13 protein-coding genes are annotated in these 14,235 nt (G+C 64.1%); 3 read left to right on the top strand and 10 right to left on the bottom strand.

Translation table 11 applies throughout. The features are described from left to right. Positions 1-134 precede the first annotated feature (134 nt). Both ACFOW6_RS10225 and ACFOW6_RS10230 read right to left on the bottom strand, forming a co-directional pair. Positions 135-1,556: a homospermidine synthase gene (locus ACFOW6_RS10225; protein ID WP_382422262.1), complete on the bottom strand. Its 1,422-nt coding sequence runs from the start codon at positions 1,554-1,556 to the stop codon at positions 135-137. Between the two features lie 133 nt (positions 1,557-1,689). Next, a complete protein-coding gene (locus ACFOW6_RS10230) occupies positions 1,690-4,383 on the bottom strand; it encodes an AMP-binding protein (RefSeq protein WP_382422263.1) in 2,694 nt (897 codons plus the stop codon). Here ACFOW6_RS10230 and ACFOW6_RS10235 point away from each other — a divergent pair. Beyond that, on the top strand, positions 4,382-4,711 hold the full coding sequence (locus ACFOW6_RS10235) for a hypothetical protein (RefSeq protein WP_382422264.1): 330 nt from the start codon (positions 4,382-4,384) through the stop codon (positions 4,709-4,711). The genes ACFOW6_RS10230 and ACFOW6_RS10235 overlap by 2 nt on opposite strands. A gap of 59 nt (positions 4,712-4,770) precedes the next feature. Here ACFOW6_RS10235 and ACFOW6_RS10240 read toward each other — a convergent pair whose 3' ends face one another. Next, complete coding sequence (locus ACFOW6_RS10240; RefSeq protein ID WP_382422265.1) at positions 4,771-5,184, bottom strand: metallopeptidase family protein; 414 nt, start codon at positions 5,182-5,184, stop codon at positions 4,771-4,773. A gap of 59 nt (positions 5,185-5,243) precedes the next feature. On the opposite strand from ACFOW6_RS10240, the gene ACFOW6_RS10245 reads away from it, so the two are divergent. Beyond that, entirely contained in the window at positions 5,244-5,594 is a 351-nt protein-coding gene (locus ACFOW6_RS10245) for a 4a-hydroxytetrahydrobiopterin dehydratase (RefSeq protein WP_382422357.1), read from the top strand. A 6-nt stretch (positions 5,595-5,600) separates the two neighbouring features. Here ACFOW6_RS10245 and lpdA read toward each other — a convergent pair whose 3' ends face one another. After that, positions 5,601-7,001 (bottom strand): dihydrolipoyl dehydrogenase, encoded by a 1,401-nt coding sequence (gene lpdA / locus ACFOW6_RS10250; RefSeq protein ID WP_382422266.1) that lies wholly within the window; start codon positions 6,999-7,001, stop codon positions 5,601-5,603. Positions 7,002-7,149: 148 nt separating this feature from the next. Continuing rightward, positions 7,150-8,403, bottom strand: coding sequence for a multidrug effflux MFS transporter (locus tag ACFOW6_RS10255; RefSeq protein ID WP_382422267.1), 1,254 nt, complete (start codon positions 8,401-8,403; stop codon positions 7,150-7,152). A gap of 276 nt (positions 8,404-8,679) precedes the next feature. On the opposite strand from ACFOW6_RS10255, the gene ACFOW6_RS10260 reads away from it, so the two are divergent. After that, a complete protein-coding gene (locus ACFOW6_RS10260; RefSeq protein ID WP_382422268.1) occupies positions 8,680-9,630 on the top strand; it encodes a radical SAM protein in 951 nt (316 codons plus the stop codon). A 10-nt stretch (positions 9,631-9,640) separates the two neighbouring features. Here ACFOW6_RS10260 and ACFOW6_RS10265 read toward each other — a convergent pair whose 3' ends face one another. From ACFOW6_RS10265 to rbfA, 5 genes are all read right to left on the bottom strand, one after another. Further along, positions 9,641-10,063 carry a hypothetical protein gene (locus tag ACFOW6_RS10265; protein WP_382422269.1) on the bottom strand — a complete coding sequence of 141 codons (423 nt, stop codon included), beginning with the start codon at positions 10,061-10,063 and terminating at the stop codon, positions 9,641-9,643. Between the two features lie 161 nt (positions 10,064-10,224). Further along, positions 10,225-12,345: a polyribonucleotide nucleotidyltransferase gene (gene pnp / locus ACFOW6_RS10270; protein WP_382422270.1), complete on the bottom strand. Its 2,121-nt coding sequence runs from the start codon at positions 12,343-12,345 to the stop codon at positions 10,225-10,227. A gap of 232 nt (positions 12,346-12,577) precedes the next feature. After that, complete coding sequence (rpsO, locus tag ACFOW6_RS10275) at positions 12,578-12,847, bottom strand: 30S ribosomal protein S15 (protein WP_382422271.1); 270 nt, start codon at positions 12,845-12,847, stop codon at positions 12,578-12,580. A gap of 18 nt (positions 12,848-12,865) precedes the next feature. Beyond that, a complete protein-coding gene (truB, locus tag ACFOW6_RS10280) occupies positions 12,866-13,792 on the bottom strand; it encodes a tRNA pseudouridine(55) synthase TruB (RefSeq protein WP_382422272.1) in 927 nt (308 codons plus the stop codon). Beyond that, positions 13,776-14,219: a 30S ribosome-binding factor RbfA gene (rbfA, locus tag ACFOW6_RS10285; protein ID WP_382422273.1), complete on the bottom strand. Its 444-nt coding sequence runs from the start codon at positions 14,217-14,219 to the stop codon at positions 13,776-13,778. Before rbfA ends, truB begins: the two co-directional genes overlap by 17 nt. Positions 14,220-14,235 lie beyond the last annotated feature (16 nt).

The following is a 14,235-nucleotide window of genomic DNA, read 5'->3' on the forward strand; positions in this document are numbered from 1 at the left end:
AATCAGAAAAATAAAAGCCGGATCAATGAGTTGCTCGGTGTTGTGGAATGGGCCAGCCGCACGGGGCGGCAGGATTTTCCCAGATGCCGGGGCCTAACGGAAAGAACTGCCCGCAGCGTGCCGCGGGGGACGGATCAGACCACGCGGACGTTGCGGAATTGCCAGGGATCCTCGCGGTCGACATCTTCGGCGAAGAGTTCGCCCCGGGCGGTCAGCGGGCTCCAGTCCGTATAGGCACCGGTCAGGCGGCCGAGATAGGGTGCGGCGATCTCCATGATACGCTCGTGGTCCATCTCCTCGGGTTCGACGATTCCGGCGCGCGGATTCTCGATCGCCCAGACCAGGCCGGCCAGGACGGCCACGGTCACCTGCAGGGACGTGGCGTTGTTGTGAGGCGCCAGCCGGCGGGCCTCCTCGATGCTCAGCTGCGAGCCGTACCAGTAGGCATTCTTGCCGTGACCGGCCAGCAGGACTCCCAATTCATCCATGCCGTCGACGACCTCGTCGACGATCAGCCGCTTGCGCGACTGCATTTCCCAGTTGCGGCCCGCCAGTTCGTGCAGGCTGAGCACGGCGCTGTCGCAGGGGTGGTAGGCATAGTGCACCGTCGGGCGATAGACCACCTGTCCGTCCTGCCGATGGGTCAGATAGTCGGGCAGGGAGATGGATTCGTTGTGCGTGATGAGGAAGCCGTGGATCGGTCCGGCTTCCGGCGTCCAGGTACGCACCCGGGTCGAGGCACCGGGACGGTTCAGGTAGATAGCGGCATCGGCGCCGAAATCGTGACGTGCACCGTCCGGTGGAAGTGCCTTCTCGTGTGTTCCCCAACCGAGTTCCGCCGGCTGCAGGCCTTCGCTGTAGAAGCCGTCGATGGACCAGGTATTGATGAATTCATCGACGTTCTTGGGGGTTTGGCTGCGCTGGGTGTCGCGCTCGGCGATATGGATGGTGGTCACGTTCAGGTCGCGCGCCAGTCCACTCCAGTCATCCTTGCCGTCGCCGCTCGGCAACGGCTGGCCCAGGTCTCGCGCGATGTTCGTCAGGGCCACCTTGACGAAATGATTGACCAGTCCCGGATTGGCGCCGTGGGTGATCGTTGCGGTGGGGCCTTCGCCAAGCTCCCGGCGCAGCGCCAGCATGTCTTCGCGCAGGGCGTAGTTGGAGCGCTGGGAGGGCGTAAGGTCGGGATCGACGTAGGAGCCCAGCCAGGGCTCGATGCAGGTGTCCAGATAGAGCGCGCCGCGTTCATGGGCATAGCGCGCGAGGTCTACCGAGGAGACATCCACGGACAGGTTCAGCAGGAAGTCTCCCGAACGCAGATAGCGGCCCAGCAGGTCGCGGAAATTGTCCGGCGTGAGCCCTTCCGTGATGTAGGCGGCATCGAATTCGGCGGCGATCGGCTCGGGCGCCGGGTCGGGGTTGATGATGACGATGTCTTCCGGGGCGAGTCCGATGTGCCGGCGCAGCAGCGGCAGCACTCCCTGGCCGATCGAGCCGAACCCGATCATGACGATCCGGCCGTTGAAATCGACGTGCTTGCGCGCTGTGTCGGTCATGGGCTTGCTCCTTGTCGTTCCGGCTGGGTCGCCTCCAGCTGGGTCGCTCCGGCTGTCGCCTGGCGGCCTGCTTAACCGCTACACGCACGTGCGTCGAGCCAAAAACGGAGTATGGAAGGAGAGGCCGACGGCCTCAGCGCCGCTTTTTCGGCAGGATGGCCATTTCGCCACGCAGCAGTTCGGCCATCTCGGCCGGGGTTTCGGCCTGGGCGAGGCGATCCTTGGCGATGGGGGTGCCGAAAGTGACGCGGAGCGCTTTCGGACGCGGCCAGCGGCGGGTGCGGGGCAGAGCCTCGAAGGTGCCGGCCAGGCGGGCCGGAACGACCTGGACCTGCGCCGGGGCGTTCAGAACCAGATGACCTATTCCGGGCAGGAACTTCTGCAATTCGCCGTCGGGCGAGCGCCAGGATTCCGGGAACCAGATCACGGACTCCCCGCGGTCCAGAACCTCGAGCGCAAACGATAGCGCCGAGGTCGGCCGGCGTTCGTCCACCGGGAAGATGCGGGTCGCGCGGGCCAGCAGGCGACCCGCCCCGCTGTCGAACAGGCGCCCCTGATCGCCGCTCCACCAGGCGTGGGACAGGCGCCGGTATCCGAGCGCCGGGGCCAGGGCCAGCGGATCCAGGTCGCTGACATGGTTGGCGATATAGATCGTCGGCTTCTGACCGACGGGGGGGAGATGCTCCTCGCCGCGCACGGTGAGCCGGAAGATCCCGCGCATCAGCAGCCAGTCGATTGCGTAGAACGTTGCTCCGAGAACCCGCTCATAAGTGCGGCGGGGTTCGAGCCAGCGCGCCTCCTCCTCGGACAGGGGGGCGATCATCTCGCGCTGAACGTCGCCCATTCCGCTGCCCGAGGCTTCCTCGAGACTCTTCTGCAGGAGTTCGCGCAGGCTGTTGATCTGTGTCGCCTCCTCATAGGGCAGGGCGAAGCCGAAACGACGTTCCAATTCGAGGGCCAGGGTCACCCATTCCAGGGAATCGATGCCCAGGTCCAGTTGCAGCGAGGAGTCGAGATCCACCGGCCGGTCGGCGTAACGGGCCTTGATATAGCTGAAGATCTCACCGGCCGGCGGACTGTTGAGAAGAGCCTGGTCGGCTTCGTCGAGTTCCTCTTCCGAACGGACGGCGGTGCCGGCCTTTGCCTGACGATAGAGCTCGGGCAGCTTGAAACGCTGGTATTTGCCCAGGCGCGTGCGGGGCAGGGCACTGCGGCTGATGGCGAAGCCGGTGGGGCGTTGATAGGTGGCCAGTGCCTGACCCTGTTCGCTGAGTGCGATGCGGATGACCTGTTCGATCTGCAGATTGTTGCCGCGGCCGATTTCCGTCTGGTTGGGCACCACAAGGGCCACAAGGGCGTCGTTCTGTTCCAGCACCGCGATCTCCTCGATGGCGGGGTGCTCGGCATAGACCTTCTCGATCTCCTCGGGAAAGACATTCTTGCCGCCGCCCAGAACGATCATCTCCTTGACCCGGCCGTGGATGGTGACGAAGCCCTTACGGTCCACATGCCCCAGATCGCCGGTGCGGAACCAGCCGTCCTCGGTAAAGGCTTCGGCATTGACAGCTTCGTTGTTGCGGTATCCCCGGAAGAGAGCGGGTCCGCGTGCCTGGAGCTCGCCGATGCGCTGGGCGTCGGGGTCGGCGACGCGCAGCTCCATGCCCGTCAGGACCCGACCTTCCGTACCGATCTTCTTGTCCCGTCCGCCACCGTTGTTGGTCAGGATGGAGGAGGTTTCCGCCAGGCCCCAGCCACTGCGGGTATCCCAGCCCAGTGCCTCCAGGTTCCAGATCAGACCGGGCTCGAACCGGGCGCCGCCCGACGCCAGCAGCCAGAGATTGGGTGCCAGCCGGCGGTGCAGGCCACGGAAGAGGAATCGACCCAGGCGCAGGCCGGCATAGCGACGCATCGCATAGGACAGCACGAAGAGCAGGCGGAACAGCAGGCGTGCCGGCAGACCTGCGGACTCCACGCGGCTGCGGATTCCGGAGTAGAGCGCCGCATAGAGCTTGGGTACGCCGACCACGGCACTGACACGGCCCACACGCAGGGCCGTGAGAATCTGCTGTCCGGAGACGCCCTCGGGCAGGACGAGGGTGCTACCGCCGGACAGGGCGGTCAGCAGGCCGATGGTGAGCGGATAGACGTGATGCAGCGGCAGGGGCAGCAGCACCCGGTCCCGCGGCGTTACCACCTGCTGTTCCAGCAGGGCGTGGATGTTGTGCAGCAGGTTGGCATGACTGAGGTAGAAGCTCTTGGGTGTGCCCGTGGTCCCCGAGGTATAGACCAGCATCTGCGGGTCGTCCGGATTGACGGGCGGCAGCTCGCTGTCGGCAGAGCCCTGGAGTTCCTGCCAGTGAGGCGGTGCGTCCTGCCGCTCGCGCCCGCCGTCGAGGCGGTAGAGCGGAAACGACAGCTCCTTGCCGTGTAGGACAGCCTCGACCCGTGACACATGCGCGTCGGCGACAAAGGCGGCCGATGCTTCCGAATCGGGGATCAGAACATCCAGTTCGGCATCGCTGCTCAGGTCGTCCAGGGCCACCGTGATCGCGCCGAGATATCCCAGGGCCAGGCGCACCACGGCCCAGTCGATTGAGTTCGGCCCGAACAGCAGCACATGATCTCCGGCGGACAGGCCCTCCGCCTTCAGGGCGAACGCCAGGGCCTGGGCCTGCTCGCCCAGGTCGGCATAGCTGATGCTGACGACGTTCTCGCCCTGTACCGCGGCTATTGCGGTCCGTCCGCCATGGAGGGGCAGGCTGGAAACCAGGGTACGCAGGCTGTCCGTCTTCCGTCCGCCGGCTGTCTGTCGGGAGGTCTTCGCCATGACGCCTCGAAACTGTTCCTGGTCGATTCAGATCGTCTTCTCAGGCAATGCGGTTTTCCCTGAGCTCAACCCTGTCCCTGCAGCCCAGAATCCCCGTGAGGGCATGGGTGAGGGCCAATCTGGCCCCGAGGGTGCGGTAGAGCCGACGCAGTTCCTGCAATGGCTTGCCGCGATGGTCAACACGGATATTTCGGAGAGGAGAAGTCCCTCGGCTGTGCTGTACTGCAGTGCCGACGGCGTGCCGTGGCGAATGTCGCCGGACCGTCCGATCACGCCGGTAGCCATGTCGAAGGGCCCGGTTTCCGGGCGGTGCGCAATCTGCGAATAGGTCACGAGCGGGGCCTCCTCCTGCCGGGGTGCCTGACTCCAGGCCGTTGTCCACAGCCCTCAGGGGGACTGCTCGATACGTTCCATATCCTCGTCGGAGAGGCCGAAATGGTGGCCGATCTCGTGAATCAGGACGTGACGGACGATGCGGGTGAGGTCTTCCTCGCTCTCGCACCAGTAATCCAGAATGGGGCGGCGATAGAGGAAGATCATGTCCACCTCCTCCGGCTGGTGGCTGACGCCGCGTCGCGTCAGGTCCACACCCTGGTAGAGGCCCAGCAGGTCGAAGGGCGACTCCAGGTCCATGGCTTCCAGGGTCTGGTCATCCGGAAAGTCGTCGACACGGATGGCGATATCGCCGGTATATCGACGCAGTTCCAGCGGGATCGCCATCAGGGCCTCCCGGGCCATTCCCTCCATGTCGGGGAGACTGGGCGGAGCGCCGAAGCTGTGCAGTAGTCCAGACTGGGTCATCAACTGTCTCTTCAGGAGCATATAAACCGTTCCTTGACCGGGAAGCTTGGCACTGCCACCTGAACCTTGTCGAGAAACAATGGAAACAGGGGGATGTCATGCCCGATAAACTTCAGGGCGATGCCCGTAACTCCGCCCTTGCGGACCTGCCAGGCTGGCAGGAGGTCGAAGGGCGTGACGCCATTACCAAGTCCTACCGGTTCAAGTCTTTCAATGAGGCCTGGGGATTCATGTCCCGTGTGGCCATGGCTGCGGAAAAGATGGATCACCATCCCGAGTGGTTCAATGTTTACAACCTCGTCGAAGTTACCCTGTCAAGCCATGACGCCGGCGGCCTGACCGATCGGGACATCAAGCTGGCCCAGAAAATGGAGCGGTTCGCAGCCCGCACGACGGCGGCCGAGGCGTAGCGGGTATCAACTGTGCAGCGGCCGTCCATGGACGGCCAGGGCTGCTTCCTTGACCGCTTCGTTGAGCGTCGGGTGGCCGTGGAAGGCGCGCCCAAGGTCCTCCGCAGAACCGCCGAACTCCATGGTGATCACGGCCTCGTGGATCAGGTTCCCGGCATCCGGCCCGATGATGTGGGCCCCCAGCAAGCGGTCGGTCTTCTTGTCCGCCAGGATCTTCACGAAACCGTCCGTGGCATTCATGGCCCGTGCCCGCCCGTTGGCGGTGAAGGGGAACTTGCCCACGTTGTACTCGACGCCCTCTTCCTTGAGGGCCTCCTCGGTCTTGCCGACGTTGGCCACCTCGGGCCAGGTGTAGACGATGCCGGGGACGGTCTCGTAGTTCACGTGGCCCTTCTGGCCGGCCAACATCTCGGCGACCGCGACACCTTCCTCTTCGGCCTTGTGGGCGAGCATTGGACCCTCGATGACGTCGCCGATGGCATAGATGCCCTCGACCGACGTCGCGAAGTGACCGTCCGTGCGCACGCGCCCGCGCTCATCCAGGTCGACCCCGACCTTGTCCAGCCCCAGACCCTCAGTGTAGGGCTTGCGGCCGATCGCCACCAGGACGCTGTCGCAGGTGATCTCTTCCGTATCGCCGCCCTTGGCGGGTTCCACGGAGAGCTTGATGTTCGTCTTGTTGAGCTTGGCGCCGGTCACCTTCGTGGACAGCTTGAACTTCATGCCCTGCTTGGAGAGCGTGCGCTTGAACTGCTTGGAGACGTCGCTGTCCATGCCTGGCACCAGGCGATCGAGGAATTCCACCACCGTGACCTCCGTGCCCAGGCGCTGCCAGACCGATCCCATCTCCAGACCGATGTAGCCCCCGCCGACCACCACCATGTGCTTGGGAACCTTGGGCAGCGAGAGCGCACCGGTGGAGGAGACGATGCGCTTCTCGTCGATTTCCAGGCCCGGAAGGTCCATATGATCCGAACCGGTGGCGATGACGATGTGCTTCGCCTGGACCTTGGTCTTGCCGTCGACGGTGACCTCGCCCTTGCCGGTGATCTCGCCGGTGCCCTTCAGCCAGTCCACCTTGTTCTTCTTGAACAGGTACTCGATGCCCTTCACGTTGGACTCCACCACGGCGTCCTTGTGTCCCATCATGCCGGGCAGGTCGAGCGAGAGCTTGTCCACCTTGACCCCGAAGGCGCCAAGACCATGCTGGGCCTCCTCGTACTTTTCCGAAGCCTGGAGAAGGGCCTTGGAAGGAATGCAGCCGATGTTGAGGCAGGTGCCGCCCAGGGTCTCCCGCTTGTCCACGCAGGCCACATTCATGCCCAGCTGCGCCGCGCGAATGGCACAGACATATCCGCCCGGCCCCCCGCCGATCACGACCAAGTCGTAGCTCTGTTCCTTGCTCATCTGCTGTTTCTCCCAGGAGATCCGGCGCCCGGAAAGGCGAGCCGGCCTTCGACAGTCTGTTCACCCAATGAAAATGGCGCGGCAAACTTGCCGCAAAGCTGCGTCCATAACAAGACGCGCGGCGAAATGAAACGACTTCCGGTGATCATCAGTCGTAGATGCCCTTGAAAAGACGCCCTTGTTCCGTGAACAGCACGATCGCCGTCGCCACCACTCCCAGGGCGGCAAAGCCAAGTGCCATGGGCAGCGGGGTGCCGTCGAATGCCTGCCCGATGAAATAGCCGAGCAGCGCTCCGCCCAGCGTCGTGATGAAGCCCAGGAAGGACGAGGCCGTGCCCGCCACTTCGCCCACCGGGTCCAGGGCGATCGAATTGAAGTTGGGCATGATCAGGCCAAAGGCGAACATGGTTATCGCCTGCAGGGCGATGAAGGACCAGACGGTTTCGATGCCGAGCAGGTTGAAGGCGCTGTGCAGGACGCCGACGCCGGTGAACAGCAGTAGGGCAGAGTGCGAGACCCGGCGCATGCCCAGGCGTTCGACCACGCGAGAATTTGTGATCGATGCCATGGCCATGAAGAGCGCGATGGAAGCGAACGCCAGCGGGAAGATGGCGCCGATCTCAAAGACGTCCACGAAGATCTGCTGGGCGGAGTTGATGAAGCCGAACAGACTGCCCATCACGACCGTTGCGGCGAAGGCGTATCCGACCGTAATCCGATTGGTCAGCACGATGCGGAAGGAGGCCGCGATTCCGGCAGGGGAGATGGCGGTGCGGCGCTCCGGCGGCAGGGTCTCGGGCAATCGTAGCAGGATCCAGGCAACAAGCACGACGCCCATCAGGGTCAAGACGGCGAAGATCAGGCGCCAGGGGCCCAGCAGCACCAGCGCTTGGCCGATGGAGGGTGCCACGACCGGGACGGCAATGAAGACGATCATCACCAGGGACATCACCTTGGCCATGCGCCGGCCACCGTAGCAGTCGCGTACCAGGGAAAGTGCGATGACCCGGCTGGCCGCAGCGCCCACGCCCTGCATGACCCGTGCGAAGAGCACCTGTTCGAAGGAGGCCGCGACCACCGAGAAGGCGCCGAAGCCGGCATAGATCAGCAGGCCGATGACAAGCACGGGCTTGCGCCCGAAGCGGTCCGAGAGCGTGCCGTAGAAGAGCTGGGTGAAGCCGAAGCCGAGCAGGTAGGCGGTGATCACCAGCTGGATGCGATTGGCTTCGCTGACGTTCAGTGTTTCGCCGATGGCGGGCAGAGCCGGCAGCATGATGTCGATGGCCAGCGCGTTCACGGCCATCATCGCGGCCACGATGGTGACGAACTCGGCGAACCCCATGCCGGGATGAGGGCTATCTGCGGTCTTGTCGGCGGTGTTCTCGGAGTTGGACGTGGACATGCGGTTTCTTTGATCCTCTGACCCGCAGGCGGGTGACATACGGGCAAACCTTGTGGATCGGAGCCCCAGTACTACCAGCAGACCTCCCCCTATTGCCACTGATGCAGGCGGTTTTTCTCGTCAGGGCGGCTATTCGCAAATGGCGGGGCTGGAGCGCGGGAGATGTATCGACACAGCGATCAAACCTGCGTGAACGGAGCGCTTCCCCGCTTGTCGTGGGGCGTCCCCGATGCAAATCTGTTAGAGAAATCAAGGCAGGAGGCGATGAGCCAAGGCATGAGCACGCTGAAGGAAAGACCGCTCGACAGGACGAAATTCCGCGATCCGGAGACAACGGCCGATGGCGCTGCACGTGCGCATGTGGACCTGAAACGATTGGACACGCTCTGGTTCAATACAGGAACATTGTGCAATCTCGCCTGTACCCATTGCTATATCGAATCCAGTCCGCGCAACGACAGCCTGGTCTACATCTCCCGTGCGGAGGTGGCGGCATATCTCGACGAGATCGAGGCGCTGGACCTGGGAACGCGGGAAATCGGCCTGACCGGCGGCGAGCCCTTCATGAATCCCGAGATCATCGGGATACTGCGTCTCTGTCTCGAACGCGGCTATCATGTGCTGTTGTTGACCAATGCAATGCGGCCGATGATGAAGCGGGCCGAGGAGCTCAAGGCCCTTAAGCCCCTGGCCGACGGCAAGCTGGTCCTGCGCGTCTCGCTGGATCACTACGGCCAGGAGGTTCACGAGACCGAGCGCGGGCCGCGCAGCTGGGCCCCGGCCATAGAGGGGCTGTGTTGGCTGGCCCGACAAGGGTTTGCCATCGATGTGGCGGGCCGGGACCTCTCGGGCGAGGGAGAGGCGTCTCTCAGGGACGGATATGCCGAACTCTTCCGGGAGCTGGAGCTGCCGCTGGATGCCCGGGATCCGGCCCAGTTGGTGATCTTTCCGGAAATGGACGAAACGGCCGATGTGCCGGAGATCACGACAGATTGCTGGTCGATCCTGAATGTCGTGCCGGATTCGGTGATGTGCGCGTCTTCGCGCATGGTGGTCAAACGCAAGGGCGAGGCACGGCCCAAGGTGCTGCCCTGCACCCTGCTGCCCTACGATCAGGGCTTCGAAATGGGGGAAACGCTTTCCGAGGCGCTCGGGCAGGTGTCCCTCAACCATCCCCATTGTGCGCGCTTCTGCGTTCTGGGCGGAGCTTCCTGCAGCGCCCGGTAAGTGTCCTGTCTCAGGCGCCCGTCGGTTCTTCCGAATCCGGCCTGGAGGGCGGGTTTGTGCTGTCTGACTCGGGCTCGCCTTGGGGAGTCTCCCGTTCCTGGCGGCCCGGCAGTTCCACCAGGTAGCCGGCCCCCTTGTCGATGGACAGGGGATTGAAGCGGACGATCAGTTCCCGGCGCATCAGTTCCAGAAGGTAGCGCCCGATCGGCAGGAACAGCGTTTCGCCGCTCTCGGGTGTGGCCGGATCCAGGCGCAGCGTGACGGACTTGGCCTCGCCGAAGCGGTTGCGCTCGACCATCTGGTCGATGGAGGCGCAGGCGTGCGCCAGGTCGAGCCCGCGCAGGTCCAATTCCCAATCCGCACTGTCCTGCCGGCCGATGAGGCGGTGGGCGGCACGGAATCCCGGATCGTTATAGGCTTCTTCGTTGCTCAAGCCGGTACTCCCTTCTCGACGTTCGAACCCCAACTTCCCGTGAAAGGGGGACTATACTGAGATAGGCCGGCAGGCCGGCTTCATAAAGACGTAACGCCAAGAAAAAGGGCGCAAGCGGCACTGTCGCCACCTGCGCCCTGTTCTCTTCGAAAAGCGCCGGATCAGGCGGTTTCTTCCGCTTCCTGCAGATCCTCACCGCTTTCCTGGTCGACGGCCTTCATGGACAGCTTGACCTTGCCGCGGTCGTCCAGGCCGATGACCTTGACCTTCACCTCTGCACCTTCCTTGACCACGTCCTCGACCTTGCCGACCCGCTCCTGAGCCAGCTGGCTGATGTGAACCAAGCCGTCGCGCGGTCCCAGGAAGTTCACGAAGGCGCCGAAGTCCATGATCTTCACGACCTTGCCGCTGTAGATCTTGCCGACCTCGGGCTCGGCCACGATGGACTCGATCCAGTTCAGAGCCTCCTGCATCGAGCTGTCGCTGGTGGCAGCAACCTTGACGGAGCCGTCATCCTCGATATCGATCTTGGCGCCGGTGGTCTCGCAGATCTCGCGGATCACCTTGCCGCCGGTGCCGATCAGGTCACGGATCTTGTCCTTGGGCACGCTAATCGAGGTGATCTTCGGGGCATTGCCGGAGACGCTGTCGCGCGCCGAGCCGATCGCCTTGGCCATCTCGCCCAGGATGTGGGTACGGCCTTCCTTGGCCTGGTCCAGGGCAATCTGCATGATCTCGCGGGTAATGGAGGTGATCTTGATGTCCATCTGCAGAGAAGTCACGCCGACCTCCGTTCCGGCCACCTTGAAGTCCATGTCACCCAAGTGGTCCTCGTCGCCAAGGATGTCGGAGATGACGGCGTAGTCGTCGCCCTCCTTGATCAGGCCCATGGCAATGCCGGCCACGGCCCGGGGCAGCGGTACGCCGGCGTCCATCATGGCCAGGGAGGAGCCGCAGACCGTCGCCATGGAGGAGGATCCGTTGGATTCCGTGATCTCGGAGACCAGGCGAATGGTGTAGGGAAAGTCCTCCTTGGACGGCAGGATCGGGTTCAGCGCCCGCCAGGCCAGCTTGCCGTGACCGATCTCGCGGCGTCCAGGCGTGCCGACGCGGCCGGCCTCACCCACGGAATAGGGCGGGAAATTGTAGTGCAGCATGAAGTGCTGGCGGAACTCGCCTTCCAGCGAGTCCACGATCTGTTCGTCCTGGCCGGTGCCCAGGGTGGCGGCCACCATGGCCTGGGTCTCGCCACGGGTGAACAGCGCCGATCCGTGGGCACGCGGCAGGATGCCGGTCTCGCTGACGATGGGGCGCACCGTGCGGGTATCGCGGCCGTCGATGCGCTGGCCGGTCTTGAGGATCTGGCCGCGCACGACGTCGCTTTCCAGATCCTTGAACAGGCCGCGGAAGAGGGCGAGTTTCTCCTCGTCCTCGCCAAGGGACTCCTCGGCTGCAGTCCGGACGTCGTCGAGGGCTGCCTGGCGCTCGACCTTGTCGGCGATGGCATAGGCCGCAGCGATCCGATCGCCAAAGTCCTTCTGCAGCTCGCTGTAAAGCTGGCCCTTGAGCTCCGGCTCTTCGGGAACCTCGCGCGGTTCCTTGGCGGCATCCTCCGCCATGTCGATGATCGCATCGATCACCGGCTGCATCTGCTCATGGCCGAAGTTGACCGCGCCCAGCATGACCTCTTCGCTGAGCTCGCTGGCTTCGGATTCCACCATCAGGACGCCTTCCTGGGTTCCGGCCACGACGAGATCCAGCTTCGAACTGGGCAGCTCGCTCATCTGCGGGTTGAGGACGTACTCGCCATCGACATAACCGATGCGGGCCGCACCGATCGGGCCCATGAACGGCAGGCCGGAGAGGGTCAGGGCCGCGGAAGCTCCGACCATGGCAACGATGTCCGGATCGTTCTCCAGGTCGTGGCTGAGCACGGTACAGATGACCTGGGTCTCGTTGCGGAAGCCCTTGTGGAAGAGCGGCCGGATCGGCCGGTCGATCAGGCGCGAGGTCAGGGTTTCCTTCTCTGTCGGCCGCCCTTCACGCTTGAAGAAGCCACCGGGGATCTTGCCGGCGGCAAAGGTCTTTTCCTGGTAGTTCACGGTCAGCGGGAAGAAATCCAGCCCGGGCTTGGGCTGGCGGGCTCCGACGGCCGTGCAGAGCACGACGGTCTCGCCGTAGGTTGCGAGCACGGCGCCGTCGGCCTGACGTGCCATGCGACCTGTTTCCAGAACGAGCTTGCGCCCGCCCCAGTCCAGTTCCTTGCGGGTAATGTTAAACATGAATTGTCCTTTGTATCCTGGCCGGCTTTGAAATAGACACCGGACCCGCGAAAACCGCGAAGCCTGCCGATCCGGCAGGGGCGCGGCTTGCGACGGCCCGGTTGCACACGAGGCGGGCGTGCCGGCCGGCCACCCGCCTCGAGATTGAAACTGCATGAGAAAACGGCAGACACATCCCCTCTCCGTCAAGGAAAGGCTGGGATTTGTGAAAGCCGCTCATGATATTCTTGCCTTAGCGGCGGATTCCGACGCGCTTGATCAGGGTCTCGTACCGGCTCTTGTCCCGGTTCTTGAGATAGTCAAGCAGGCGGCGGCGTTGTCCCACCATGACCAGCAGGCCGCGGCGAGAGTGATAGTCCTGCCGGTGGGTCTGCATGTGTTCTGTGAGGTTGGAGATGCGCTCGGTCAGGATGGCAATCTGCACTTCCGTGGAACCAGTGTCGCCTTCCTTGGAGCCGAACTCCTTGATGATTTCCTGTTTGCGTTCGGGCGTAATCGACATCGTCTGTCCTTTCTGTCGTCAAGGGTTGATCACGCGAACCGGACGCAGCTCTCCAGCTTCGAAACGGGCAATGGCCACCAATCTGCCCTCAGTCATGGCGCAGACGGTATCGCCGGGTTCGAGATCCTGGAGCCGCTGTAAATGCGAACGGGCCAGGAGGGAAACCGCCTGGCCGCTTCGCATTCTTCTCGCCTCGGTCTCCGTCAAGGCCATCGCCGGGATGTCGTCCAGCGCGGTCTCGGCCGGAAGCAGGGCCTGCTCGCGGGCCGCACCATGCTCCAGCTGCTCGAAGCTGTCCAGTGAAATTGCATGGCTTTCGTCGAAGGCGCCAACGGAAAGGCGCCGAAGTGTGGCAATATGCGCGCAGGTTCCCAGCGATTCGCCCAGATCACGGGCCAGCGAGCGCATATAGGTCCCCTTGCCGCAGGCCACCTCGAAGATGGAGGTGTCGCGATCGGGGCTCTCGACCAACTCGATGGAGGCCACGAAGACAGGCCGGGCACTGAGGGCGACACTCTCGCCGTCGCGCGCCAGGTCATAGGCGCGCTGGCCATCCACCTTGATGGCGGAAAAGGCCGGGGGCACCTGGTCGATCCAGCCCTGGAACTCGGGCAGGACGGCGCGGATGGCCTCGTCGGAGGGGCGTATGTCGCTGCGCGTGACGGTCTCGCCCTCGGCATCGTCGGTATCCGTTCCCTCGCCCCAGCGCAGGGAGAAGCGATAGGTCTTGTCGCCTTCCATGACGTAGGAGACTGTCTTGGTCGCCTCGCCCAGCGCCAGCGGCAGGACGCCGGTGGCCAGCGGGTCGAGGGTGCCACCGTGGCCCGCCTTGCGGGCATCCAGGTGCCGGCGCACCCGGTTGACCACGTCCGTCGAGGTGATACCCGAGGGCTTGTCGATCACCACCCAGCCGTTGATGGACTGCCCCTTACGACGTCGTGCCATTGTCGTCCGCCTCTTCGCTGTCGCTGTCCGGACTGTCGCCCGGGGAGGTCAGATCGCGGCGGACTCGCTCGCGACGCAGCAGTTCGTCTACGCGCTGGGCCTCGTCGAAGGAGCTGTCCATCTGGAAGCTGAGCCGCGGCGTAAAGCGCAGCTCGCTCTGGGCGCCCAGTTCCTTGCGGAAAAAGGCCGAAGCGCGGTTGAGCGCCGTGATCACGGGCTCGGCAGCCTGGCCGCCCAGTGGCAGGACGAAGGCCGTGGCGTTCTTCAGGTCGGGACTGAGGCGCACCTCGGAGACGGTGATGTTCACGCCGTGAAGCTCCGGATCCCGTGCATGGCCTGCGTTCAGGATTCCCGAAAGCTGATGCCGCAACTGCTCGCCGACCCGCAACTGCCGTTGCGTCGGCGCCTTTCCCGAAGAACGTGTCATAGGCCTGCCGTCTTGC

This window comes from Fodinicurvata halophila (assembly GCF_042651425.1).
In the GTDB taxonomy this organism is placed as follows: Bacteria; Pseudomonadota; Alphaproteobacteria; order Kiloniellales; family DSM-21159; genus Fodinicurvata; species Fodinicurvata halophila.